Raw genomic sequence first — 23,198 nt, 5'->3', positions numbered from 1 at the left:
ATTGTCACACAACTGAAATAAAGCGGCAGCACATCCAGGCCGTGCGCGCACGGCGTAGACTGAAAGGTATTGTCGCATGCGCATTCGCGGCAAGGTATTGTCTATCGTCGGCATCATGGGCGTGGTCGCCGCGCTGATCACCGGCATCGGCCTCTATGTCGTGGCCGAATATGATCATCAGATTCAGCGGCTCGACAATTCGTCTAAACGCGCGCTCTACGGTGAAACCATGAACCGGCTCGTCACGGCCGTTGTCATGGAATCGCGCGGCATCTATGCCGCGGCGAACACCGAAAAGGCAGCTCCCTTCGCGGAGGGCATCATCACCCAGCTCGGCCGCATCGACGAGGTCATCGCCACCTGGCGTCCGCTCGTCGAGCAGAGCGAGATCGCAACATTCGAGAACATGATCGCCCGCTCCGCCGAGTTCAAAGAATTCCGCACGGAAATCGCCCGCCTTGGTCGCGATGTCGATCCCGCCGAAGCCAACGTGCAGGGCAATAACGAAACCAACCGCGCCAACCGCAAAGCCTTCCAAGCCGAAATCGACACCATCGTCGCGGCAGACCTTGAGACCTACAAGGTCATCCAGGGCGAAATCGCCGGCTTCCAGGGCACCATGCGCACGCTGCTGCTGGTCACCGCCGGCCTCGGCATTCTCGCTGGCACCGCCGCGGCGCTCTACCTCGGCACCGCCCAGCTCGGCCGCCCCATCGGCAACCTGACTCTTGCCATGCGCGACCTCTCCGCAGGCAAGTTCGAGACCGAAGTTCCGGGCCTCAATCGCGCCGACGAAATCGGCGAAATGGCCGAAGCCGTACAGGTCTTCAAGGACAACGGCATCAAGATGGCGTCCATGACGGCCGAGGAACAGGCCGCTGCCCTGCGCGCCGCGGCCCGCACCAAGACCATGGAGACCTTCCAGGGCGAATTCGACGACGTGGTGGAAGCCGCCATGGCCGGCGACTTCAGCCGCGCGATCACAACCAAGTTTGATGACGACGACATCACCCGTATCGCCCATAATTTCAACGCCATGGTGTCGAGCGTCCGCGTTGGCCTTGCTGATGCCGGTTCCGTGCTGGCCGCCCTTGCCGATACCGACCTGACGCAGCGCATGACCGGCTCGCACCAGGGCGCATTCCTTGAACTGCAGACCGACATGAACCGGGTGGCCGATACGCTGACCGACGTCGTTACCCGTCTCCGCACCACCTCGCGCGGCGTAAAGGTCGCGACCGGCGAAATTCTTGCCGGCGCCAATGACCTCAGCGAACGCACGACGCGCCAGGCCGCAACCATCGAGGAAACCTCCGCGACGATGGAGCAGCTCGCCGCCGCCGTAAGCGAAAATGCCAAGCGCGCCCAGCGTGGCAGCACCGCGGCGGAAGCTGTAACGCAATCGGCAGTGCAGAGCGGCCAGGTAATGGACCAGGCGACCGCGGCCATGGGCCGCATCACCACGGCCTCGGAAAAGATCTCCAACATCATCGGCATGATCGACGACATCGCCTTCCAGACCAACTTGCTTGCCCTCAACGCCTCGGTGGAAGCAGCGCGGGCCGGTGAAGCTGGCAAGGGCTTTGCCGTGGTCGCCGTGGAAGTGCGCCGCCTCGCCCAGTCCGCCGCCGAAGCCTCCTCGGACGTCAAGGCACTGATCGAGGAAAGCGCGCGGGAAGTCGACGGCGGCGCCAAGCTGGTGTCCGATGCCGCCGGCAAGCTCGGCTCCATGCTGGACGCCATGCGCGGCAATAGCGCCATGATGGCGGAAATCGCCCGCGAGAGCAGCCAGCAGGCCCAGGCCATCGACGAGATCAACGTCGCCGTGCGCCAGATGGACGAAATGACCCAGCACAATGCGGCGCTGGTGGAAGAGACCAATGCCGCCATCGAGCAGACCGAAGCCCGCGCCAACGAACTCGACACCATTGTCGATGTCTTCCATATCGCCCCCGGCACCCAGATCGTCGAGAAGCCCCAGCCGCGGCGTGCCGCGCCTGCCGCCAAGGCGAAGCCGGCCCAGAGCCAATATCTGAGCCAGGGCAATGCGGCCGTGGCGAACGACTGGGACGAGTTCTGATCGCTCGGATCAGCACTGCAAAGACAGAACGGCGCCCTCACCCGAGCGGCGCCGTTTTCTTTTGCTGAGAGATATTTGGGAGCCTGACGAGAGCACAATTGTGCGTTGCAACCCTACGCCTCCAAACCCGGTGGGCCTATCGTAAAAAATCCGTAAATACCCCTATGGCACGTCAATTAATCCGCATTGACCCGAGCCCGGTTCAGCCGAAGACTTGAGCTCTCTTCAGGCTGCGGGGACACGAAAATGTCGGAAGAGCATAAGGGCGAAGCCTTGCCTTTGGCGGGGGCGAACCCGGACCATCACACGGCTGGAACGGCAAAACCGGGCTTTTCGCTCACGGGCAAAACCATCTGGATCGCCGGCCATACTGGCATGGTCGGACAGGCGCTGCTGCGGCGCCTCGGGGGTGAGGCCTGCACGCTGCTGACCGCCGGGCGGCGCGAGCTGGACTTGACGCGCCAGACAGAGGTTGAGGGTTTTGTCGGGGAAACACGACCCGATGCCATCATCATCGCGGCGGCAAGGGTTGGTGGCATTCTGGCCAATAGCCGGGATCCGGTCGGGTTTCTGACCGACAACCTCGCCATCAATCTCAATATCGCCAAGGCGGCGCATGGGGCGGATATCGATCGCGTCCTGTTTTTGGGTTCAAGCTGCATCTATCCCAAATTCGCGCCGCAGCCGATCAGCGAGGAGGCGCTTCTTACCGGGCCCCTCGAGCCGACCAACCAATGGTATGCGCTTGCCAAGATCGCTGCGCTCAAGCTGGCGGAAGCCTATCGCACCCAGTTCGGCCGCAACTATATTGCCGCCATGCCGACCAATCTTTATGGACCTGGCGACAATTTCGATCTCGAGCGCGGCCATGTACTGCCCGCTTTGCTGCGCAAGGCGCACGACGCCAAGAGCCGCGGCGCCAAACAATTCGAACTCTGGGGCACCGGCACGGCAAGGCGGGAATTTCTGCATGTGGATGATTGCGCCGATGCGCTGGTCCTGCTGCTCAAGACCTATTCCGGGGCTGACCCGGTCAATATCGGCTCTGGCGAGGACATCGCGCTTATCGATCTGGCGCATCTCATCTGCCGCACGGTGGGCTACGAGGGCGCTATTGCCCTCGACCCCGCCAAGCCCGATGGCACGCCCAAGAAGCTGCTCGATACCAGCCGCCTGCGGCAGATGGGGTGGCGACCGAAGATAGCGCTCGAGGATGGGTTGGCAGAGACCTATGCCTGGTATCAGGCGCAATTGGCGCGCGGGGCGGCGGCATGAAAATCCTGCTGCTGGGCCTCAATTATGCACCCGAACTCATCGGCACGGGGCCCTATACGACGGGGCTGGTCGAGGCACTGGCTCAGCGGGGTCACGAGGTTCGCGCGGTCGTTGGCCAGCCCTACTATCCCGGATGGCGCCCACGCCCGGGACATCGGGGCTGGAGCCGGGAAGATCTGGGCCGGGCCCGCATCTATCGCGTGCCGCATTTTATTCCCTCTCGCCCCAGCGGCGTGCTGCGCCTGGTGCATCAGGCCAGTTTTGCGCTGGCCGCCACGCCGATCATGCTGGCCGAGGCGCTTCTCTGGCGCCCCGAGCGGGTCATCACCATTGCCCCGAGCCTCCTCGCGGCGCCTCTGGGATTGCTGGCCTCCCGGCTTTCGGGCGCAGGCTCCTGGCTGCACTTGCAGGATTTTGAACTTGAAGCGGCCCTCGCAACCGGCCTCGTCTCGACCAATCACACAATCATAAAACTGCTCGCTGCGGCAGAGCGGCGGATTTTGCGCAGATTTGACCGGGTCAGCAGCATCTCGCCCGCCATGTGCCGCCGACTTGTCGAGAAAGGTGTTTCGCGCGAGCGCGTGGCCGAACACCGGAACTGGGGCGATCTTACCCAAGTCATGCCCCTCGGCCGCCCCTCCGCCTTTCGACAAAAATGGAACATCACGACGCCGCATATCGCGCTCTATTCGGGGGCTTTGGGACGCAAGCAGGGGCTCGATCTCGTCATCGCGGCGGCACGTAGCCTCTCTGATTGTGACGACATCACCTTCGTGATCTGCGGCAATGGTCCCTATCGCGCCGAACTCGAAGCCATGGCGGGGGATCTCGGCAATATGAGGTTCTTCGACCTGCAACCGCGGGAGCAATTAAGCGAGCTTTTGGGACTCGCCACCATGCACCTGTTGCCGCAGATCGCCGGGGCCGCCGATCTCGTTTTGCCCAGCAAGCTTGCCAATATGCTGGCCTCCGGCCGTCCTGTCATTGCGACGGCGGCATCGGGCACCGGAATTTTCGAGGAGATCGAGGGCTGCGGCCTTGCCGTCGAGCCGGGTGATGCGGCGGCGCTTTCGGCGGCGATCGAGCGGCTTTGCGATGATCCCGCTTTGGCTGAAAACCTTGGCGCCACAGCGCGGCGCCGAGCAGAGCGGCGCTGGCATCGCGAAACCATTCTGGCCCATTTTGTCGGCGCCATCGAGGCCGCGGATAGAAACCCGAGCTTGGCCCCAGTCGCGGAAAGCCAGCACCGATGATCCTCGCACTGATTGCTGCAAGCCTTTTGGGTCTGCTGTTCGCCCTGCGTCACGGTCGCCCCGGCCTGTTCCTCCTCGGCATCGCCATCCTGCTCTTTCATGCCCTGCCACTGGCCCTGCTCGATCCAGACGCCATGTCCGCGACCCTGCAAGCGCAGATCGGCACTGCGACTACCATTGCCGGGCTTTCGAGCCTTGCCTGGTACGCTGGCTACTGGCTGTTTTCGCGGTCCTCGGCAGAGAGCGCTCCGCTGGAAGGAGGCGTCTCCGCCGGGCCAAAACTGTTTCATGCCTTGGTGTTGTTCACCTTGCTTGGCCTGATCGCCGCCGCGCCCGGGGGCCTCTTCGGCTTTGCCCAGACCGGTTTTCTACGTCTGCCCGTGGACAGTTTCCTCTTTTCGCTGACCTATGCCTGTGCCTGCCTCGCCGCTTTCACCGCCGCGCTTCTCTGCGCCCACGCAGCATCGGCCCGAACGGCACAGCCGTGGCTGTCGATGGCTCTGGTCCTGCTGGTCTTCTGGCTGCTCGGTGGCCGAACCCAATTTGCCATTACGGGCATCGCCTTCGGCCTTATCCTCCTAGCCCATCGTCGCATCGGCCTGAGTGGCCTCGTCCTGCCCGCTATTGTAGCGGCAGTTCTTCTTGCGCTGACACTGAGCTTCCGGCTCACCTTGCAGGGCGAAGCGACCGATTTTTTCGAAGCCGCGCGGCTGACCCTGTCCCAGCTGTCGCTGCTCGAAAGCTACGCCCTTGCCGCCCGCCTCGTCGAAGAGGCTGGTTATCAGGCCGGGCACTATTGGCAGGTGCTGCAACAGCTTTTCCCACGGGCGCTTTTCCCTGAAAAGCCGCTGCAATTGAGCCGGGCACTGCGCCTGATGGAAGCGCGGGACGGCCTGGGCGGCCTGACGCCGGGTCTTGCCGGCGAGGCCTTTGCGGCAGGCGGCTTCATCGGCGTCGTGGCAATTGGCATCGCTTTCGGTGGCACGCTGGCGCTGCTCGACAATGCCTATCGCGCCTTTGTCCGCTGGCAACCGCTCATGCAGGCACTCGTCGTCAGCCTGATCCCGCTTCTCGCCATTTTCACCCTGCGCGGCGGCTTTGACACCACCATCTTCCGCCTGACCATTATCCTCCTCGCCGCGGCTATCGGCAGCCTTTGGCGCACCATCCACGCGCCCCGCATGCCCAAGGTGCTGTCATGAGCAGGCGTAGTTTTTCGCGCTATGCCACCAGGGCCATCGACCTCGTGGCACGCGTGGCGCGCGGGGTCTGGTATCGCCATGTCTATCTCTCCTGGATCCGTTTTGGCCGGCATGTCACCTTTGCCGGGCCGATCCGCTGCGCCGGCGTCACCGGCACGATCGAGGTGGGCGATCGAACCTTCCTTGGCCCGAATATCAGCCTCGCCGTCGCCGAGGGTGGTCACCTGCGGCTCGGCCACGACGTGTCGGTCAATCAAGGCACGATCCTCTCCGCGCGCCAGTCGGTTGCGATCGGCCAAGGCACACGCATCGGTGAAAACTGTTCCATCCGCGACAGCGACCACAGGCTCGACGCCGAACGACCCATCCTCGAAAGCGGTTTTCTGGTCGGGCCAGTGACCATTGGCAACAATGTCTGGATCGGCCGTCACGTCACCATCCTGCCGGGCGTCACCATCGGCGATAGCGCGGTCATCGGTGCGCATAGCCTCGTCAATCGCGATATTCCCGCCCACGCCGTAGCCTTCGGCACACCGGCCCGTGTCCAAAGGGTGCTGGCATGAGGGTTGCGGGACATATTGCCGGGCTTGCCCTGGCTGCGACGCCGCCAGGAGCCTTGTTCCTCGCTCAAAGCTGGCTCGTGGCCACCGGACAAACCGATGCTGTTCTCTCGCTCGCCAAATATGCTGGCCTTCTAGGCCTGATCTTTTTTGCCTTCGACGGCAGTTCCGGACTGATCCCGGCCATGCTCAGGCTGCGGCACAGCGATGCCGTTATGCGGTCCGCCTATCTCGTCTATCGGGCGGGCATTGCCGCACTCGGCCTTGCGATGATTCCAATCGCCTTGCATTTCGCACCAGCCGATACCGCGACCTTGCTGCCTTTCCTCACCACGGCATTGCTGCTGCGGTTTCCCCTTCTCGACGCCGAGCTTGACCGCCGCGGTTTCCAGCACTGGGCTATGTTGCTACAGAATGGTTGGATGCTGCCGCTCTGTTTCGGCGCGGTTCTCAACCCCGAAATCTCGGCCGAAACGGCGGGGCATGCGGCATTTTGGAGCACCGTCGTGCTCGCAACGGCGCATGTGTTTCTCGCGGGCCCTTACCAAAGATCGACAAAGGCGAACTTTGGTGCCGCCCTCATCGAGATCGTCACCGTCATGGGCGCGCAGGGGATCGGCCAGCTCTATGGTCGCGCCGTGCTCTTCGTGCTTGGCGCAAGTTTTTCCGGCCCCCTGCCGGCGCTGATCATCTATGCCAAGCAGGCTTTCAACGCCGCCGGTCTGCTCGTCACCTATCTCAGACGGGTCGAGCTGGCGCGGCGCCGGCCGAGCATGGGCCTCAGCCTCACCGGCCAGGCGGCCATCGCGCTGGTATCGTCCATCCTGGTCGCCTTGGCAGCGCCGATGCTGGGCCTGCCCCATGGCTTCGTTCTCGTGCTCATTGCCTGGCAAAGCCTCGAAAAACTCTCCGCCACCGCCGTCTACGACTTCCAGCTCCAAAATCGGCACCGCCTTGCCCTGGCGGGTCTATGCAACACCTGTGTTCTAGGCCTCGCAGGGCTGGCGCTCGCCTTGGGGAAAACCGCGCCGATCCTCTTCGTTACGCTGGAAACGCTCGGCTATTGCGTCGTGCTATTGCTTTGGTTCGCGACGAACAGGAGCCGTCGCGCGGCCGAGAGAGCAGCCCGGCCATGAGAATCGTCCACTATTCCACCCGCCTCGGGCGCTCGGCCGGTGGGCTCTATCATTCGGTTTCGGGCCTCGCGCGCGCCATGGCAGGTCTTGGCGCCGAGGTGATCGTGGCGGGCGGTTACGAAAATGGCTTTGCGGATGAAAAACAAGTCTGGGGCAAACTGCCGCTATTGACCCATCCCCTCGGCCGCAGCCGCTATGGCTTTTCCCTCGCCATGCAGGCCGAGATGGCGCGGCTGAAGCCCGATATTCTCCATATTCATGGCATCTGGTCGGCCGGCTCCATCCATGGCCGCTTCGCTCCGAAAGAGACAAGGGTGATCGTATCGCCCCGCGGCATGCTCGATCCCTGGATATTGGCCCGAAAACCCTGGCTCAAGCGCCCACATGCGAGCCTGTTCGAGCGGCCCATGCTCGCCCGCGCCCACCTTCACGCGCTCTCCGAGCACGAAGCAGCTACGGCCCTCGACTACATGCCCGCGCTCGCAGGCCGCGTCTTTACCGTGCCGAATGGCGTAGAACCGGCAGCGGAAACCAAAACCCCAGAGCGTAACGGCGCGCTTTATCTCGGCCGGCTACATGAGAAAAAACAGGTTCTGCCGCTCATCGACGCCTGGGAACATCAAGCAAAACGCATGGTGCTGACCATAGCGGGCTGGGGCGACCCCGCCTATGAAGCGGCTGTCGCGGCGCGCTGCAAAAACAAAAGGCGCGTCCGCTTCGTCGGTGCGCTGGGCGGCGATGCCAAGGCGCAAGCCTTGTCGGCAGCCGGCTTTTTCATTCTCCCTTCGCTGAGCGAAGGCCTGCCCATGGCAGCGCTGGAAGCCCTGAGCCATGGCTGCATTCCCATCCTGACCGAGGCTTGCCATCTGCCACAACTCTTTTCCGATGACGTGGCGTTGCGAATGGAGCCGGATTTTTCGGACTTTTCCGTCGTTCTCTCCCGGGTGGACGCCATGAGTGCAGAAGAAAAGGCCATGCGCTCGGCCCGCGCCCGAGGAGCGGCCCGGCCGTTCTTCTGGCCCGATATTGCCCGTTCGATGCTGGACCACTATGCGCGCATTCTGGCGGAGCCACGGCGATGACCCGCCTCGCCGATCGGCATTTTTCGTGGGACCATCGGATGTACCGCGCTTGGTGGACGATCTGCTGGGCCCTTTTTGCCGCCTGGACGCCACCGCCTCTGCATGGCTGGCGTTGCGCCATTCTGCGCCTTTTCGGCGCCAGAGTGGGGCGCGACGTGCGTGTCTATGCCAGCGCCAAGATCTGGTATCCGCCCTTTCTCACGCTTGAGGACGGTGCGGTGATCGGTTGGCAGACGGTAATTTATTGTCAGGCCCCGATCCATATCGGCCGGAATGCCATCGTCTCTCAATATGCCCATCTGATTGCCGGCAGCCACGATATCGATGCGCCGGATTTTCCGCTCGTGGCGCGGCCCATAGCGATAGGGGCCGATGCCTGGGTCGCCGCCCGGGCCATTGTCGGTCCGGGCGTGACGCTGGGCGCGGGCGCCGTGCTGGGAGCGGGCGGAGTTGCCTTTTCGGACATTCGCGACGGGGCTATCCATGTCGGCAATCCCGCCCGCTTCCTCCGGATGCGTGGGTCCGGTGCTAAAACCCCTTTGCCATATGCGCCGCATAAAATGCCTGTGCCACGAGGGCATAGCCGGCATCGTTGAGATGCAGATGATCAGAGCGCAGCGAACGCGGCACAAAGCCGGCCGCCACATCGCTGCTGTCTTCACCGGAGCCATTGGCAGCAGCGGCAAGGACGGCCAACAGGTTCACGAAGCGATCGCCATAGGCGGCGGCTAGCTGTCCGTTGAGCGTGGTCAATTGCGCCAGTCCGGCGCCGCTATCGGCCGTGCTCGGCAGGATGCCGCCGATGAGATAGCGACCGTGGCCAAGCGAGGCGACCGCGGCCGCAATATCGCCAAGCACACTGCGCCCCGCCTGAGCGCCATTGCGCCCCAACCACAACCACGCCGCATATCCCCGCAGATATTGCCCCCAAGCGCAGATGAAGCGCGTGTCTACGGACACCGGGACGCTCGCGCCTGCGACGCTGCGCACAAAACTCCAATTGCCCGAGCCGTCCGTCGACATCGTGCCTGCGACCCCGGCCAGCCAACCCTTCAGGCTCCCCGTAAAGCCGCCCGAGCCGGTCAGCACATTGACCGACTTGTCGGTGATGGCTACCGGGCCGGAAGCCGGAATGGCGCCGCCCGCCACGGTGACGAGAATGGGCACGGCGTTCATCCGCGCCGCGATCTGGGTCGAAGTCTGTCCGCCCACGCCCTGCCGCACGACGGCCCGGCGTGGAGAAAAGAGGGTCTGCGCCACGGCCGGATAGGTAGCGTTACCAGTGCTGCCGCCGGTCGCGCCTGCGCTGGCCGTCAGGCTATCGCCCCAAGCGACGACGCCCGAACCAGCCACGAGGGCGGCAAACTGCTCTTCGCTCATGGGTTCGGAGAAAAGCCGCAGCCGCTTGATGCTGCCGCTCCAGAGGCCGGAAACGTTCGACCGCCCGCGGCCAAGCCGCAGCGCCGCCAGCCCGGGAAAAGTGCCCGAAAGCGCCTGTTGCACCGGCTGGCCCATCAGGGCCGCGCGATATTCGCCATCCTTGGCCGTAAATCCGACCGCAAAGGCGCTACCCGCCGCGACGACCCCGAGGTCGAGATTGACCTGTTCGACCTGCGTGCCGCTGCCGCCGAAGGACACGACGAAACGCAGGTGCTGGCTTGCATCCCAGATGAGGCGGATGAAATTGCGCTCGAACCAGTTGGCATTGAATTCGGCATTGTCATCGGCCTGAAACACCACGCCTCCGGTTCCGCCGCTGGCAGGCGTCGTCGCCTCGACCACCCCGCACAGGGCCCCTGCCCGAAACCCGACGCAGGGCAAGGCCTCGCGTAGCGAGAGATTGTCGGCCCAATAGATACCCGTTGAAGGATTGGTCAGGTTGCGCAGCGCAATCGAGGCTGTCGTGGGATTGAACCCGCCGCAATAGAGCGCGGCCTGGATCGGTGTCGTGACGGTCAGATTGGCCGTCTGCGCATAGTTTGCCGTGCCACCGCCACCGGCGCCAAAGCCCAGCGTCACATTGGACGAGGTCTCGCGCCACACATCGCCCGTGAGGCGATAGGCCCGGCCGGAGGCCTGGACCAAGCTGGCAATGGTGCGATAGGCGCCCGAACCATTGCCGCCGCTGCCCGTCACGCGCAGGGCACCGGACGCGACGGCGATCGAACTGCCAACGCTGCTCCAATCCCCGGCGCTACCACTGGCAAAATTGCCGTCGGACAACAGTTCCGGCGCCGCTTCGGCGACATAGGGCCCGATGATCAGATGGCCGCTGGCCGGCGCAGTTCCGCCCACTGCCAGACGGAATTGGCTTTCATTGGCCAGCACCCTGCCGGCGAAGCGATAGCGGCCGCGGGCAAAATCCGCATCGAGCCATGCCCCGCCCGCGTCCACCGGCATGGAACCGGGGAAATAGCCAAGCCCGAGCGCGGGCCCCGCAGTGCCGCTCATCAGTAAAGCCCGACGATAAAGCCAGCGGTTGTGCCGCTCAGCACGCGACGCACGCGGACCGGCAGTATGGAGCCGCCAGGCACGCCCTCGAAGGTGACGGTGCCGCCCCAGAGCATTTCGGCCTGGATGGTGCCCGCGGCGCCGACATAAAGCGCGCGTGTCGGCTGGTCGAAAATAGTGCCATCGCTAGGCGTGATGGCAAAGGCGCCGGCGGCGGGTGCCGCCACGTCGATATTATGCGAAGAGAATATGTCGGCCATGATCGGCTCCGCTGACAAAGGAGCCTCAAGTCTAGGCGCGACCCAAAGGGCGGGGACAAATCGGCCGGCGAAAGCGGCCAGGGCAGATAAATAACGGCATTTTCAGGAGTTTTGCGCTATCGGATGGCAAGTATGCGCGGGGATAGAATGAAGATCTTCATAACCGGCTCAGCCGGGTTCATCGGCTATCACCTGGCCCGGCGCCTGCTCGACGACGGTCATCGCGTCCATGGCTATGATGGCATGACCGCCTATTACGATGTCTCGCTCAAGCGGGCCCGCCTCGCGCTGCTGACACCGTCGAACAGCTTTTCTTTCACCGAAGCCCTGCTCGAAGATCACGCCGCCCTCGAAACGGCAGTTGCAGAATTTGCGCCCGACATCGTCATTCACCTCGCCGCCCAGGCAGGGGTTCGCTACAGCATCGAGGCGCCGCGGACCTATCACGACGCCAATCTCACGGGCACCTTCAACCTGCTCGAAGTACTGCGCGGCACCGGCACCAGGCACCTGCTCCTCGCCTCGACGTCCTCGGTCTATGGTGGCAACGAAGCCATGCCATTCCGCGAAACCGACCGCACCGACTTCCCGATATCGCTCTATGCCGCGACCAAGAAGGCTGGGGAGGCGATGAGCCATGCCTATGCCCATCTCTACGGCCTGCCGACCACCTGCTTCCGCTTCTTTACCGTCTATGGCCCCTGGGGCCGACCGGACATGGCACTGTTCAAATTCGTCTCGGCGATCGAGCGTGACGAGCCAATTGAAGTCTACGGCGAAGGCCATATGCGGCGCGACTTTACCTATATCGCAGATCTCGTCGAGGTGCTCACCCGGCTGATCCTGCTGCCGCCAGTGAAAGGCCAGGCCATAGATGTGCCGGGCAGCGCGGATTCCCTCTCGCCGGTCGCGCCCTGGCGCAGCGTCAATATCGGCGGCGGGCAGCCTGTAGGCCTCCTGTCCTTCATCGACACCGTCGAAATGGCGCTGGGCAAGAAGGCGCTCCGAAATCTGCTGCCCATGCAACAGGGCGATGTCGAGCAAACCCATGCCGCACCGGCCTTGCTGAAGGCCCTGACCGGCTTTTCACCGGAGACGAATGTCGAGACCGGCGTCGCTGCCTTCGTCGAGTGGTATTTTAGCTATTACGGCAGGCCGGCAGGCTAACGCGACGAATAGCCCGGTTCGTAGCGCGGTGCCGGCCAGCGGAGGACATTGGGCTGCAGCGCCAAAACCGGCACCAGCGGCACCGGCAGGGGATGGGCCTGCCTGATGGCCACCAACGCCTCGCGCAGCTTGGCCCGCTCGGTCTTGCCCCAGCTCGCCACAAGCACCACGGCATCGGCATGGGGCAGGATATAGGCCGCTTCCGCCGACCAATGGAGCGAGGGCATGTCGACAATGGTAATGTCATAGCTGGCCCTTACGCCCCTCAGCACATTGGCAAAGGTCGGGCCGCCAAAAAGCACTTCCGCGGGAACCACGCTGCGGTCGGAATTGACCAGCACCGAGAGGTTTGAGAGCGGGTCCTTGCGCACCATGCTCGCGAGCTGGCGAATGTCGACATCGCCAGCCAGAACCTGTTCAAAGCCGCCCGCCAGGGGCACATCGACATGCCGATGCAGTGCCGCCGAGCGCACATCGGCATCGAGCAGCAGAACGCTGCGCCCCGCCGCATCGAAGGCACGCGCCAGACCCAGTGCCGTCGTCGTCTTGCCCTCCCCATCGCCCGCCGAAAGCACGAAGACGACCTGCCCGCCCGGTTCCGATACCAGGCTCCGCTGCAAATTGACCTGCAAGGTCCGCATGCCTTCCGAAAAAGGCGAGAGCGGCGCGGTGATGACGTTATCGGCATGGCTGGTGCCATCGAAGCGGCTGGCACTGAGCCGCGGCATGGCGACGGCCGCGGGCACGCCGATGGCCTCGGCCAGTTCGTCCGTGCTGCGCACCCCGCTCGCGAGGCCATCGAAGGTGAAGGCCAGCGCCAGGGCCACCACGACCCCCAGCAGGGCCGCGACAGTCAGCGTCGTCTTCATGTCCGGAAAACCGGCATCGGATGGCGGCGAGGCTGGCGCCACAAGGCGCGCATCGGGCAATTGCAGCTCCGCCTGTTCCTCAAGCTCGCCCGATCGCTGCAGGAGCCGCTGATACTGGTTTCGCGCCAGTTCGAGACTCTGCGCGGTCGCGACGATCTGCGACTGAAAGTCCACCGATATCCCGCTCGGCGCCGTGGCGCTTGCGCCCTTGAGACTCCCCAGCGCCGCGCTCAGCGCCAGCACGTGACCGCGCGCCGTTTCGACCTGCCCCTCGATCAGATCGCGCGCCTTCCTCAGATTTTCAGATTTAGCCGCAACCTCAAGCGCGATATGGGCTTCGCCCAGGGCATTGGCGAGGCGGGCGGCAAATTCCGGCGAGGTCGCATTGGCGCGGATGGCGATAATGGGGGTCAGGCCACGGCGGTTGATCGAAACGGAATTGCGCATGAGCCCGAGCACCTGCGCCCGCCCCGCCTCTCCCTCCGCAAGGGGTTCGGCGGCGATGCGGAAAAAGCCCAGGAACATCGGCTGCAGATCAAAGCCCGACGAAAAATCGGCTAGTTCGAAGGGAGAGGCCAGTTCCATGGCCCGCAGCATCACCGGATCGGACCGCATGATCTCGACCATGCCGTCTACGGCGCCACTATTGGGCGTCTCCCCCAGCGGCCCGCTGCCGGAGGCGAGCAGGTTATTGGGGGCCGGTTCAACCACGAGCAGCGCCGTCGCGGTATAGATTGGCCGCAATGCGCTCGTCGCAAACAATGCGCCCAGTATGGCGACCAAGGTGATGAAAACGATCAGCCGGCCATGGCGCACCAATACACCAAGAAAGGCCTCGGCCTCGGCGCGCGGAATGATCAGAACAACCTCCCCAGCCACCGCAAAATAGAATTACATTTATCTATTTTTGGCAACCGCCATTCGAGCGCAGCGGTCTGTCAAATCCATGCGCATAACCAGTGTTCGGCGCTGGACACCACGCCCTCGACCTGTTGATTATGGCTAATGAAACGTTAAACGAACCTAGAGCACTGGGCGGCTTCAATGAAGCGGACGTTTACTCGTGTTGATCGCAAGACCAGCGGTTCGACGGCGGCGCATTTTTCTCGCAGCCCAGCCGAGCATGACTTTCCCGCAACAACCTACATACCGCGCGCCTTGACCCGCGCGCAGAGCGGCCTCGCTGTGCACTGGCGGCAGGGCCGTCCCATCGGCCCGGCGGCGACCCGGACCCGGTCGATCTCGCTGGCGGTCAAACGCGCTACCGATATTTTATGCGCGGCACTCGGTCTTCTCCTACTCTCGCCGCTCTTCTTGCTCATTGCCATCCGGATCAGGCAGGCAGACGGGGGGCCGGCCCTTTTCCGGCAATGGCGCCTCGGCCGCGACGGCAGGCTCTTCGCCCTGCTCAAATTCCGCTCCATGTATACCAATCGCTGCGATGCGGCGGGCATCAGCCAGGCGACCGCCAACGACAATCGCGTCACCCGCATTGGTGCCTTCCTCCGCCGCACGAGCCTTGATGAGTTGCCCCAGTTGATCAATGTACTGCGCGGCGACATGTCCCTGGTTGGTCCGCGACCGCATGTGCCGGGCATGCAGGCGGCAGGCATGGACTATGAAGAACTGGTGCCGCACTACGCCTTTCGCCAGTCCATGCGGCCCGGCCTGACGGGCTGGGCCCAGTGCCAGGGCCTACGCGGCCCGACCACGGATCAGATCAAGGCCTTGCGACGCGTCGGGCACGATTTTGCCTATGTGCAGAATTTTTCGCTCTGGCTGGACCTCAAAATCATCTTGAAGACCTTCGGAGAGCTCAGACGGTCTTCGGGCCGTGATGTGAACGCCGGAGGCACTGGGGCGGGTGACAAAGCGGCGCGGAACCTGTAGGCCGATAGGACCCTTCCCGCCTGCCAGCCTTCCGCTATGCCCCTGCCCCAGCCGAAGAATTTTCTCGTCCTGCTTTTGACGCTGGCGATTTCCGCCACGGGTGGCGGCATCGCGAGCCTGCTTGGACTTCCGGCCGGCTGGCTGATGGGTGGCGCCCTCGCCGTCACTGTGGCCGCCATGGCCGGCGTGCCGGTCGCCTTGCCCGATTGGCTGCGTACGGTGGTTTTCGTTCTCATCGGCATGTCGATGGGCGCGAGTGTAGCGCCGGACAGTCTTTCGCTGATCGCCAGTTGGCCGATCAGCCTCGCCGCCCTCGCCATCGAACTGGTCATCATCGTGGCGACCACGGGCTGGATGCTGAGCCGGGTTTTCGGACTTGATGCCGGCACGGCCTATCTCAGCTCCTTTCCCGGCCACCTCTCCTTCGTCATGGGCATAGCCGCAACCGGGGTCGGCAATTCCCGGCAGATCGTCATCATCCAGGTCATCCGCATCCTGATGCTGACCATCGCCGTGCCGATCGGCGCGACCTTTCTGCCCATCGATCATTTCGAGGTGGCCACAGCCAGCGCCTTCCTCTCGCCGCTGCAATTGATCCTGCTGGCACTCGCCTGCGTCATAGGCGGCTGGATTTTCGAGCGGCTCAGAATTCCCGCCGGCATGGTGCTCGGCGCCATGGCAGCCGCCACCGCCGCCAAGCTCGGTGGGCTCTATTCCGAAGCCATGCCCACGCCGCTCGTCATTCTCACCTTCATCCTGACCGGCGCCATGATCGGCGCCCGCTTCGTGGGCATTACGCGGCAGGAATTCATGGCGGCCGCCAAGGGCGGGCTGATCGCCACCGCCATGACCGTCGGCATCGTCACCCTGATGACGCTGGGCGTCGCACAACTGGTCGACATGCCTTTTGGCCAGCTCTGGCTCGGCCTTTCGCCCGGCGCCCTCGAAGGCATGGGCGCCCTCGGCATTGCGCTCGGCTATGACACGGCCTTTATCGCCGCCCACCACGTTATCCGACTGCTCATGCTCAGCTTTGCCATCCCCGCCGTCGTCGTTATTATTCGCTGGCAGGAGCGCCGATCGGCGCAGCAGCGCCACAATTGACGTTCAAACAGCTTCTGACTCAGGAGATTTGAGATGATCCGCCCCTTCGTTACCGCACTCGGCTTTGTCGTCCTGCTGACCGGAAGCACCATGGCAGCGCCCTTCTGCGACGGCGCATTCGAGAGCGGCATTGTAGAGTTCGGTTTTTCGATCGGCGGCAAAATGTCGGCGGAAGACCGCGACAATTTTGACCTGATGCATCTGCGCCAGCGTGGCGTCGACGCGACCCGCGTCGAGCGCTGGAATGGCTGCATCCGGGCTTTCGTTCGCAAGCTTGGAGGTGGGGAAGAAATGCAGTTCTTCGAACCCGGCACCTACCGGCCCGTCTATTAACGCTCCACCAGCGCCGCCAATTGCGCGGCGACGGTGCCCCAGCCGTCAAAGAAGCCCATTTCCTCATGCCAGGCGCGCGTTTCCGCGTCCTTGTGGAGGACATGGGCCCGATAGGCCGTGCCCTGGTCGTGATCGTCGAGCGTGATGATTGCAGTCATGAAGGGGCTCGCTGCCGGACGCCAGCCAGCGCTCAGCGCATTGGTCAGAACGATTTTTCTGCCCTCCTCGACGGCAAGATAGCAGGCATCCATATGCGGCCCGAAGGCGCCGCCGTCCTCACTCATCTCCGTGAGCAGCGCGCCACCCGGCCGCACATCCATCTCAACGACACGGCAGAGGGCCGGCGCCGGAATCCACCACTGCGCAAACTCATCGGGATTGGTCCAGGCCTGCCATACCGCATTGCGCGGCGCCTTGATAAGGCGGGTGATTTCGAGATCCGTCTCGGGGCGAAAATTCATCTTTCCTGCTCCTTCTGCTTTTCGACAACAAACCGCTCGAGCCGATCGGTGCGGCTTTCCCAGATGGCGCGCTGTTCTTCGAGCCACGAACCAACGGCAGCCAGCCGCGCCTCGTCGATCTCGCAATAGCGCACCCGCCCTTCCTTGCGCGTATGGATCAATCCTGCCGCCTCAAGCACATGCACGTGCTTCATGAACGAAGGCAGCGCCATATCGAACGGCGCCGCCAGATCGCCCACACTCGCCGCGCCTCTTCCCAACCGACCAATGACCGCCCGGCGAGTCGGGTCGGCAAGAGCCTGAAAGAGTGTATCGAGCGAATACTGATCCATAAGGCTAAGTATCATGATGCAAAACTTAGTGCAATGGCTAAGTTTTTTTGTCGGATAAGACGCTGCGCTGATTGTGGGCACAGTTTCGTCCGGCGGGCCAAGCGTCTTGTACGCGGGCGTGAACTACAGCTTTCAACGCAGGCGGTAGCACTGCGGGGTGGTTTCCAGACGGACGACCTATGGCAGCAATAATCTGATTGTTGCCGCACAGACGTCGAGTTGACGGACTTTCCTCAGCGCCGTAACAATTGACGCATGATGATCGAAAACGGCATGGTCGTGGTAGGCGCGCGCATGGGCACGGCAGCATAGCTGCCCGGCGAAATGCACCCATGCGCGGATAAATCGGCCCCTCACAGGGGCTTTTTTATTGCCTCGTTTCCCACACAAGCAATTGGCTTTGATCATGCCAGGTTCATCGGCTTCTCCTCGCCTGTCTACGTTGGTTCTTCTGTCGGCACTTGCCATCCTGCCGATCAATTTTTTCCTTCCGTCTCTCCCCCGAATGGCTGCCGAATTTGGCGTGGATTATGGGATAGTCGGGCTTTCGCTGGCGGCCTATGCAATTGTGTCAGCATGCCTTCAACTGGTTCTGGGCCCGCTCTCGGACCGTTTTGGTCGCCGGCCTGTCATCCTCTGGGCCCTGGCGATCTTTATCGTTGCAACACTCGGTTGTGCCGTAGCGCCTGATACCTGGACTTTCTTGGCCTGCCGAATGGCGCAGGCCGTGATCGCGCCAACCTACGGGGTGTCGCTCGCGGTGATCCGTGACACGACCGATAGAGAACAGGCGGCAGGTCGGTTCGGCTACCTGGCCATGGCGTGGGCTATTGCACCCATGCTCGGCCCCACCGCAGGCGGGCTGCTTGACCAGGCATTTGGCTGGAGGGCCAGCTTCTACGTTTTGGCCCTTCTTGGCATCGCGGTCCTGGCGTTGTGTCGAACCGACCTGTGCGAAACGAACACTTCGCGATCCAAGACGATGCTGGAGCAATACAAAGCCTATCCCGAACTGCTCGGCTCCAAGCGCTTTTGGGCCTATTGCCTATGCATGGCCTTCTCGGTCGGCGCCTTCTATGCCTTCCTGGCTGGCGCCCCACTGGCCGCGTCAGCCTTCGATCTATCGCCAACAGTTCTGGGTCTCTATATGGGCTCGATCACCGGCGGCTTCATGCTTGGCAGTTTTCTGGCCGGGCGGCTCGCCGGCAATCTCCCGCAGGCTACCCTGCTGATTGCAGGAAGGATTGTTGCCTGCGCGGGTCTCTTGTTCGGCATCGTCCTCTACTTTGCCGGCGTCAATCATGTGGTGGCATTGTTCGGGCCGTGCCTTTTCGTCGGAGTATCGAACGGTCTGACACAGCCGAGCGCCAATGCCGCGGCAATTTCGGTTCGTGCAACGCAGACGGGAAGCGCCGCCGGTCTCGCCGGCGCAATCACTGTTGCGGGTGCTTCCATTATGGCCGCGATCGCAGGTGCCGTTTTGACGGAAGAGAATGCCCGGTCTGGCCTACTGATGGTGATGCTGGCTTCCGCGATCATCGCCCTGAGTGCAGCCCTGTTCGCTCGTCGGCTCGAAATTAATGCGCCTCAAACGACATGATCAACGGAGAACGCGCGACGTCCGCTTTCGGCGAGGCGAAACGTTGCCCTTAATTCCGCGATGGCTCGGATGGACCAAGCCAATGCAGCGGTGTCGGATGCAATCTAAGTGGCATCTGCGCCTCAGCAACGCCGTTCAGTTTGGTTTGCGCCCTGGCCAGGCTGCCAGAGCCAAGTCGGCAAGCTGCGTGAGTGTTGCTGCACAGAGCCCGTTACAGGCCTGCGCCGACATGCCCTGCACCACCGCCACATAGAAATGCGCCAGGGCCCAGGTGTCGGTGCCGTCGGGCAATTCGCCGTCGCTGATCGCCCGGTCGAGGCGGATCTTGATGATCCTGGTCGTTGCCGTGCGGCGCGCGACGACCGACTCGGCGATCCCGTCGTTTTCCCTGGCGTGCTGCAGCACGGCGTTGGAGACCATGCAGCCGCGTGGCTTGGCCGGATTGGTGAACTCGCGCGCCACATCGTGGAGGTAGAAAGACAGCGCCTCATAGGCCGGGACATCGCTGTTGAGAAGGTCGAGCCGATGCTTGTTTTCGCGCTCGGCATTGTATTCGAGCGCTTGCTGGTAGAGCTGCAGGGTGCACCGCTGCCGCTGGCGGGGCTTTATTATCTGACCAGCCTTGCCGGTCCCCTCGTCGGATACCTGATCGGCCGGTACTCGGACCGCACCGGCAATCGACTCAATCTCTTCCGACTCTGTGCGCTGGCTGGCTTCGTTGGCTGGGCGACCATGGCTCTCGCCAGCGAGGTCTGGGTGCGCTTTGTGATGGGCGCCGTCATGCTGGCCTTTTCCAGCGCCACTTTTTCCCAACTCTTCGCCGCCATTCACGATGAGCAGAGCGCCAACCCGGCAGAAAAGAACGACAGCGTCGTCGCCATCATCCGCATGGCCAATACGGCTGGCTGGATCATCGGCCCGGTGATCCGTGCCTGGGTCGCGGCCACCTATGGCCTGCGCCCGATGATCTGGCTCACCGCGATCTGCTTTCTGGCCCAGATCCTTGCGCTGGGCTGCCTCCGCGATCGGGGCCAGGTGCGCGTCGACGGCGCCGAACCACGAGCGGCTGCCAGCGCTGCCACGCTCAGGGAAATGCTCCCGCTTCTCGCCTTCACGGGGCTTTTTGTCCTCGTCTATGCAGGGGAAGCCATCAAATACGGCTTCCTCCTGATCTACATGGAAGAGCAACTGGGAATCGATCCCACCCTGCGCGGTGCGGTCATTGGCATTCAACCCCTGATCGAGCTGATCATCATGCCGTTCAGCGTCGTACTCGGCCGCCGCATCGGCATTCTCTGGCTTATGTGCATCGGCGCTGCGCTCGGTCTTGGCGCCAACCTGTGCTTTGCGCTCTGGGGCGATGCCGTGGGCATGTTCGTCGGCCAGATCTTGATGGGCGGCGTCTGGGGATTCTTCATGGTCCTCGGCATCATCATTGCCCAGCGGCTCCTGCCCAGTGCGGTCGCGACCGCCTCCGCCATCTTCATGTCCGCTTCGGCACTGAGCATGGCGCTGGGTGGCGTGGCCGGCGGTCTCGGCGTAGCCGCATTCGGCCTGCCAAATGTTTTCTTCATTCCCGCGCTCTGCTCACTGGCCGCGGTGATTGGCCTTGCAGCCATGGCCCGTCTCTACGATTTTAGGTGAGCAGGGTCACTGGGCTAGATTACGATCCAGACCGGGGCATGGTCGCTGGCGCCTTCTTCCCCGCGCACTTCTTTGTCGACCCCGGCCCGCTTGAGTTTGGGGACCAGGGAGCGGCTCAGGAGAAAATGGTCCAGGCGCAGCCCGGCGTCCCGCTGCCAGCGGTTCCGCATGTAGTCCCAAAACGTGTAGATCGTCGCGTCGGGATATTTTCGGCGGATCGCGTCCGTCCAGCCTTGCGCCAGCAATTGCTGGAACAGCGCGCGGCTCTCGGGCTGGACGAGCGCGTTGTCCTTGTAGGATGTGGTCTCGTAGATGTCCCGTGGCTCGGGGACGATGTTGAAATCACCCGCCAGAACGACGGGCAAATCGCTCGACCAAAGCTCTTGGGCGTGGTTGATCAAGCGTTGCGTCCAGGCGAGCTTGTAGTCGAATTTCGGACCGGGCCTGGGATTGCCGTTGGGCGCATAGAGGCAGCCGATGATGACGCCGTTGCAGGCCGCCTCGATATAGCGGGCCTGATGGTCGTCGGGAGCACCGGGCAGGCTGTCGCGGGTCAATATTGGAGGATTGCCGCGGGTGAGGATCGCAACGCCGTTCCAGCCCGGCTCACCTTTCCAGACTGCGTGATACCCCGCATCGGCAAGGGCAGTCGCCGGAAATTGCCGGTCCGCGGCCTTGAGCTCCTGCAGGCAGATAGTGTCGGGTGCAGCTTCGGCAAGCCAAGCCATCAGGTTGGGCAGGCGCCTGTTGATGCCGTTGATATTGAAGGTCGCAATCTTCACGGCGCGATGCGCTGTACCCAGCCTGAAACATGCTCGGCCACGCTTTGGAGGTGACCCGCAGTGGTGAAGCCCGAGATCGCCTTGCGCGGTTTCAGATCGTGGTCGCCATCTTCGAGCCAGAACAACTCGATCTCATCGGAGAGGCCGAATTCTCCCACTTCGTGTCGATCGCCAAACTCGTCGCGGGTGCCCTGACAGATCAGTGCAGGCGTCTTGAGGTCGATGAGGTGGGCAGTGCGCAATTGTTGAGGCCGGCCGGGCGGATGAAACGGATAGCCGAGGCACAAGAGGCCTGCGATGCGGTTGGCGTCGAACAGGGCATCTGCCACCATGCTGGCAACGCGCCCGCCCATGGATTTGCCGCCAATGATCAGCGGGCCATTGGTTGGGCCAAGATCATCAACGGCGGCGAGGTATTCCGGCATGACGGTTTCCGCCTTGGGCGGAGGCTTCTTCCCTGCCGACGTTCTTCGGCTCGCCATGTAGCCAAACTCGAAGCGCGCCACGCGAAAACCTTCTGCGGCCAAGACCTTGGTGGTCGCGTTCATCGAGGCGGAGTCCATCGGGGCGCCGGCGCCATGCGCCAGCAATAGCGTGACACGGGCGTCCTCGGGTCCGTCGAACAGAAACTGCGTCGTCATCCAGCCTGGCTCCGGGTCGTCTGGGACACAAGGGTAATACCGGCACGGGCCCGGCGGGCCCAATCCGAGTTTTCGTCGAGTTCAAGATAGCGACGCCAGCCGGCAACCGCCTCTTCGAGATTACCCATCTCATAGTCGAGGGCCGCCAGGTTGTAGACGGCATCGGCATAGAGTGGATCGATGGCGATGGCGCGTTGCAAATGCGCGCGGGCGGCCTCAAGGCGCCCCAACTGACGCAGCACGTCAGCGCAGTTGAACCAGGATTCGACGAAGGCCGGATCTCGTTTCAGGCTTGCGGCATAGGCAAGCTGCGCGGCATCGAGGTCGCCCGCCTCGCGCAGGCAATTGCCCTGATTGAAGGGGGCTGTCGCGTCACTCGGGTCGACCGCGGCGCAATGGCCATAGAGCACCGCCGCCTCGGCAAAGAGGCCGGCCTGCTCGGCCGTCTCGGCATGGGTAAAATAGTCTTCGGCGGCATCTGCCTGCTCGTCGAGCGGCAGCAGACGCTGGCCATCGAGTTCGGCCAGAGAAAATGCGTCTTCCGCAACGATCCTGTCGCCGCTCGCCTGCAGCGTCAGCGCTGTCAGGGAGCCGACGGGCCCCACGCCGTGCAGGGATTTGGCGATGTCGTGCCAGGCGGCGCCGGATTTTTCCAGCCCAGCATATTTCTTGGCAAGGATCAGGTCGCGAAAGGAAAAGGGCTCGGTGTCGTGTTCGAAGGCGTCGAACAAAATGAGCAGATCGAGGGTCTTGGTGCCAAGGCCCGACTGATCCAGAAGCGACTGACGCGGCATGCCCCCGGCGGCTGGCTTGGGAAGAAGGCCCATCAGGCGCATCAAGCCATTTTCGCTGCGCACGCTGCCCACATCGGCGCGAGCCTGCTCAACACGGCTTTCGATCGTCGGAGCATCAAGACGGGAAAGCAACGAGCGGCTGAACACGGCCATGGTGGTACCACGCGGTAGTCCACGATGGAGGCGTCCACCGCCTTGCGATATCCGCCGCGCCGCGGACCTCAGCGGGAAAGCCCTGAGCGCCCCGACGACGCCAATACTGGCCCCGCTGAACTCCATGCC

23 protein-coding genes are annotated in these 23,198 nt (G+C 63.3%); 14 read left to right on the top strand and 9 right to left on the bottom strand.

Annotated elements, in window-relative coordinates; genetic code table 11:
• Nucleotides 1–76: 76 nt before the first annotated feature.
• The 8 genes from J7557_RS10060 to J7557_RS10025 all read left to right on the top strand — a co-directional run bounded on the left by J7557_RS10060 (nucleotide 77) and on the right by J7557_RS10025 (nucleotide 9,184).
• Nucleotides 77–2,080, top strand: a complete 2,004-nt coding sequence (locus J7557_RS10060) for a methyl-accepting chemotaxis protein (protein WP_291419903.1) — start codon at nucleotides 77–79, stop codon at nucleotides 2,078–2,080.
• A gap of 246 nt (nucleotides 2,081–2,326) precedes the next feature.
• A complete protein-coding gene (locus J7557_RS10055) occupies nucleotides 2,327–3,355 on the top strand; it encodes a GDP-L-fucose synthase (protein ID WP_291419902.1) in 1,029 nt (342 codons plus the stop codon).
• Nucleotides 3,352–4,608 (top strand): WcaI family glycosyltransferase, encoded by a 1,257-nt coding sequence (locus J7557_RS10050; RefSeq protein WP_291419900.1) that lies wholly within the window; start codon nucleotides 3,352–3,354, stop codon nucleotides 4,606–4,608. The genes J7557_RS10055 and J7557_RS10050 overlap by 4 nt, the downstream gene beginning before the upstream one ends.
• A complete protein-coding gene (locus J7557_RS10045; RefSeq protein WP_291419897.1) occupies nucleotides 4,605–5,810 on the top strand; it encodes a hypothetical protein in 1,206 nt (401 codons plus the stop codon). The genes J7557_RS10050 and J7557_RS10045 overlap by 4 nt, the downstream gene beginning before the upstream one ends.
• On the top strand, nucleotides 5,807–6,373 hold the full coding sequence (locus J7557_RS10040; protein WP_291419895.1) for an acyltransferase: 567 nt from the start codon (nucleotides 5,807–5,809) through the stop codon (nucleotides 6,371–6,373). Before J7557_RS10045 ends, J7557_RS10040 begins: the two co-directional genes overlap by 4 nt.
• Nucleotides 6,370–7,506, top strand: coding sequence for a hypothetical protein (locus J7557_RS10035; RefSeq protein ID WP_291419893.1), 1,137 nt, complete (start codon nucleotides 6,370–6,372; stop codon nucleotides 7,504–7,506). Before J7557_RS10040 ends, J7557_RS10035 begins: the two co-directional genes overlap by 4 nt.
• The gene (locus J7557_RS10030) at nucleotides 7,503–8,588 is read left to right on the top strand and encodes a glycosyltransferase (protein WP_291419891.1); all 1,086 of its coding nucleotides are present in this window, start codon (nucleotides 7,503–7,505) and stop codon (nucleotides 8,586–8,588) included. Before J7557_RS10035 ends, J7557_RS10030 begins: the two co-directional genes overlap by 4 nt.
• Nucleotides 8,585–9,184, top strand: a complete 600-nt coding sequence (locus tag J7557_RS10025; protein ID WP_291419889.1) for a DapH/DapD/GlmU-related protein — start codon at nucleotides 8,585–8,587, stop codon at nucleotides 9,182–9,184. Before J7557_RS10030 ends, J7557_RS10025 begins: the two co-directional genes overlap by 4 nt.
• Here the strand turns inward: J7557_RS10025 and J7557_RS10020 are convergent.
• Both J7557_RS10020 and J7557_RS10015 read right to left on the bottom strand, forming a co-directional pair.
• Entirely contained in the window at nucleotides 9,117–11,039 is a 1,923-nt protein-coding gene (locus J7557_RS10020; protein ID WP_291419887.1) for a hypothetical protein, read from the bottom strand. The two genes, J7557_RS10025 and J7557_RS10020, sit on opposite strands and share 68 nt — an antisense overlap.
• Nucleotides 11,039–11,299, bottom strand: coding sequence for a hypothetical protein (locus J7557_RS10015; RefSeq protein ID WP_291419885.1), 261 nt, complete (start codon nucleotides 11,297–11,299; stop codon nucleotides 11,039–11,041). The genes J7557_RS10020 and J7557_RS10015 overlap by 1 nt, the downstream gene beginning before the upstream one ends.
• A gap of 147 nt (nucleotides 11,300–11,446) precedes the next feature.
• On the opposite strand from J7557_RS10015, the gene J7557_RS10010 reads away from it, so the two are divergent.
• The gene (locus J7557_RS10010) at nucleotides 11,447–12,466 is read left to right on the top strand and encodes an NAD-dependent epimerase/dehydratase family protein (RefSeq protein ID WP_291419883.1); all 1,020 of its coding nucleotides are present in this window, start codon (nucleotides 11,447–11,449) and stop codon (nucleotides 12,464–12,466) included.
• Here the strand turns inward: J7557_RS10010 and J7557_RS10005 are convergent.
• Nucleotides 12,463–14,214, bottom strand: coding sequence for a Wzz/FepE/Etk N-terminal domain-containing protein (locus J7557_RS10005; protein ID WP_291419881.1), 1,752 nt, complete (start codon nucleotides 14,212–14,214; stop codon nucleotides 12,463–12,465). The two genes, J7557_RS10010 and J7557_RS10005, sit on opposite strands and share 4 nt — an antisense overlap.
• Nucleotides 14,215–14,379: 165 nt before the next feature.
• Between J7557_RS10005 and J7557_RS10000 the strand changes: the two genes are divergently transcribed.
• The 3 genes from J7557_RS10000 to J7557_RS09990 are packed head-to-tail and all read left to right on the top strand — an operon-like array spanning nucleotide 14,380 to nucleotide 16,662.
• The gene (locus J7557_RS10000) at nucleotides 14,380–15,225 is read left to right on the top strand and encodes a sugar transferase (protein ID WP_291419879.1); all 846 of its coding nucleotides are present in this window, start codon (nucleotides 14,380–14,382) and stop codon (nucleotides 15,223–15,225) included.
• 36 nt (nucleotides 15,226–15,261) lie between these two features.
• A complete protein-coding gene (locus tag J7557_RS09995; protein ID WP_291419878.1) occupies nucleotides 15,262–16,329 on the top strand; it encodes an AbrB family transcriptional regulator in 1,068 nt (355 codons plus the stop codon).
• A 33-nt stretch (nucleotides 16,330–16,362) separates the two neighbouring features.
• Nucleotides 16,363–16,662: a hypothetical protein gene (locus tag J7557_RS09990; protein WP_291419876.1), complete on the top strand. Its 300-nt coding sequence runs from the start codon at nucleotides 16,363–16,365 to the stop codon at nucleotides 16,660–16,662.
• Here J7557_RS09990 and J7557_RS09985 read toward each other — a convergent pair.
• Nucleotides 16,659–17,123 (bottom strand): SRPBCC family protein, encoded by a 465-nt coding sequence (locus J7557_RS09985; RefSeq protein WP_291419874.1) that lies wholly within the window; start codon nucleotides 17,121–17,123, stop codon nucleotides 16,659–16,661. The two genes, J7557_RS09990 and J7557_RS09985, sit on opposite strands and share 4 nt — an antisense overlap.
• The gene (locus tag J7557_RS09980) at nucleotides 17,120–17,455 is read right to left on the bottom strand and encodes a helix-turn-helix transcriptional regulator (RefSeq protein WP_291420078.1); all 336 of its coding nucleotides are present in this window, start codon (nucleotides 17,453–17,455) and stop codon (nucleotides 17,120–17,122) included. Before J7557_RS09980 ends, J7557_RS09985 begins: the two co-directional genes overlap by 4 nt.
• Before the next feature lie 406 nt (nucleotides 17,456–17,861).
• On the opposite strand from J7557_RS09980, the gene J7557_RS09975 reads away from it, so the two are divergent.
• Nucleotides 17,862–19,055: a multidrug effflux MFS transporter gene (locus J7557_RS09975; RefSeq protein ID WP_291420077.1), complete on the top strand. Its 1,194-nt coding sequence runs from the start codon at nucleotides 17,862–17,864 to the stop codon at nucleotides 19,053–19,055.
• A gap of 135 nt (nucleotides 19,056–19,190) precedes the next feature.
• Here the strand turns inward: J7557_RS09975 and J7557_RS09970 are convergent, their stop codons facing one another.
• Complete coding sequence (locus tag J7557_RS09970) at nucleotides 19,191–19,475, bottom strand: hypothetical protein (protein ID WP_291419872.1); 285 nt, start codon at nucleotides 19,473–19,475, stop codon at nucleotides 19,191–19,193.
• Nucleotides 19,476–19,580: 105 nt separating this feature from the next.
• Between J7557_RS09970 and J7557_RS09965 the strand changes: the two genes are divergently transcribed.
• Nucleotides 19,581–20,699 carry an MFS transporter gene (locus J7557_RS09965; RefSeq protein WP_291419869.1) on the top strand — a complete coding sequence of 373 codons (1,119 nt, stop codon included), beginning with the start codon at nucleotides 19,581–19,583 and terminating at the stop codon, nucleotides 20,697–20,699.
• A gap of 14 nt (nucleotides 20,700–20,713) precedes the next feature.
• On the opposite strand, the gene xth is transcribed toward J7557_RS09965, so the two are convergent.
• Genes xth through J7557_RS09950 form a run of 3 tightly spaced genes read right to left on the bottom strand, consistent with a single transcriptional unit; the run spans nucleotide 20,714 to nucleotide 23,195 of the window.
• On the bottom strand, nucleotides 20,714–21,481 hold the full coding sequence (gene xth / locus J7557_RS09960) for an exodeoxyribonuclease III (RefSeq protein WP_291419867.1): 768 nt from the start codon (nucleotides 21,479–21,481) through the stop codon (nucleotides 20,714–20,716).
• Nucleotides 21,478–22,122: an alpha/beta family hydrolase gene (locus J7557_RS09955; RefSeq protein WP_291419865.1), complete on the bottom strand. Its 645-nt coding sequence runs from the start codon at nucleotides 22,120–22,122 to the stop codon at nucleotides 21,478–21,480. The genes xth and J7557_RS09955 overlap by 4 nt, the downstream gene beginning before the upstream one ends.
• A complete protein-coding gene (locus tag J7557_RS09950; protein WP_291419863.1) occupies nucleotides 22,119–23,195 on the bottom strand; it encodes a tetratricopeptide repeat protein in 1,077 nt (358 codons plus the stop codon). Before J7557_RS09950 ends, J7557_RS09955 begins: the two co-directional genes overlap by 4 nt.
• Nucleotides 23,196–23,198: the final 3 nt, after the last annotated feature.

The organism is Devosia sp. (genome assembly GCF_017744655.1).
GTDB lineage: Bacteria > Pseudomonadota > Alphaproteobacteria > Rhizobiales > Devosiaceae > Devosia.
The sequence above is the reverse complement of the archived record's forward strand: the minus strand, read 5'-3'. Positions and strand labels throughout refer to the sequence as shown.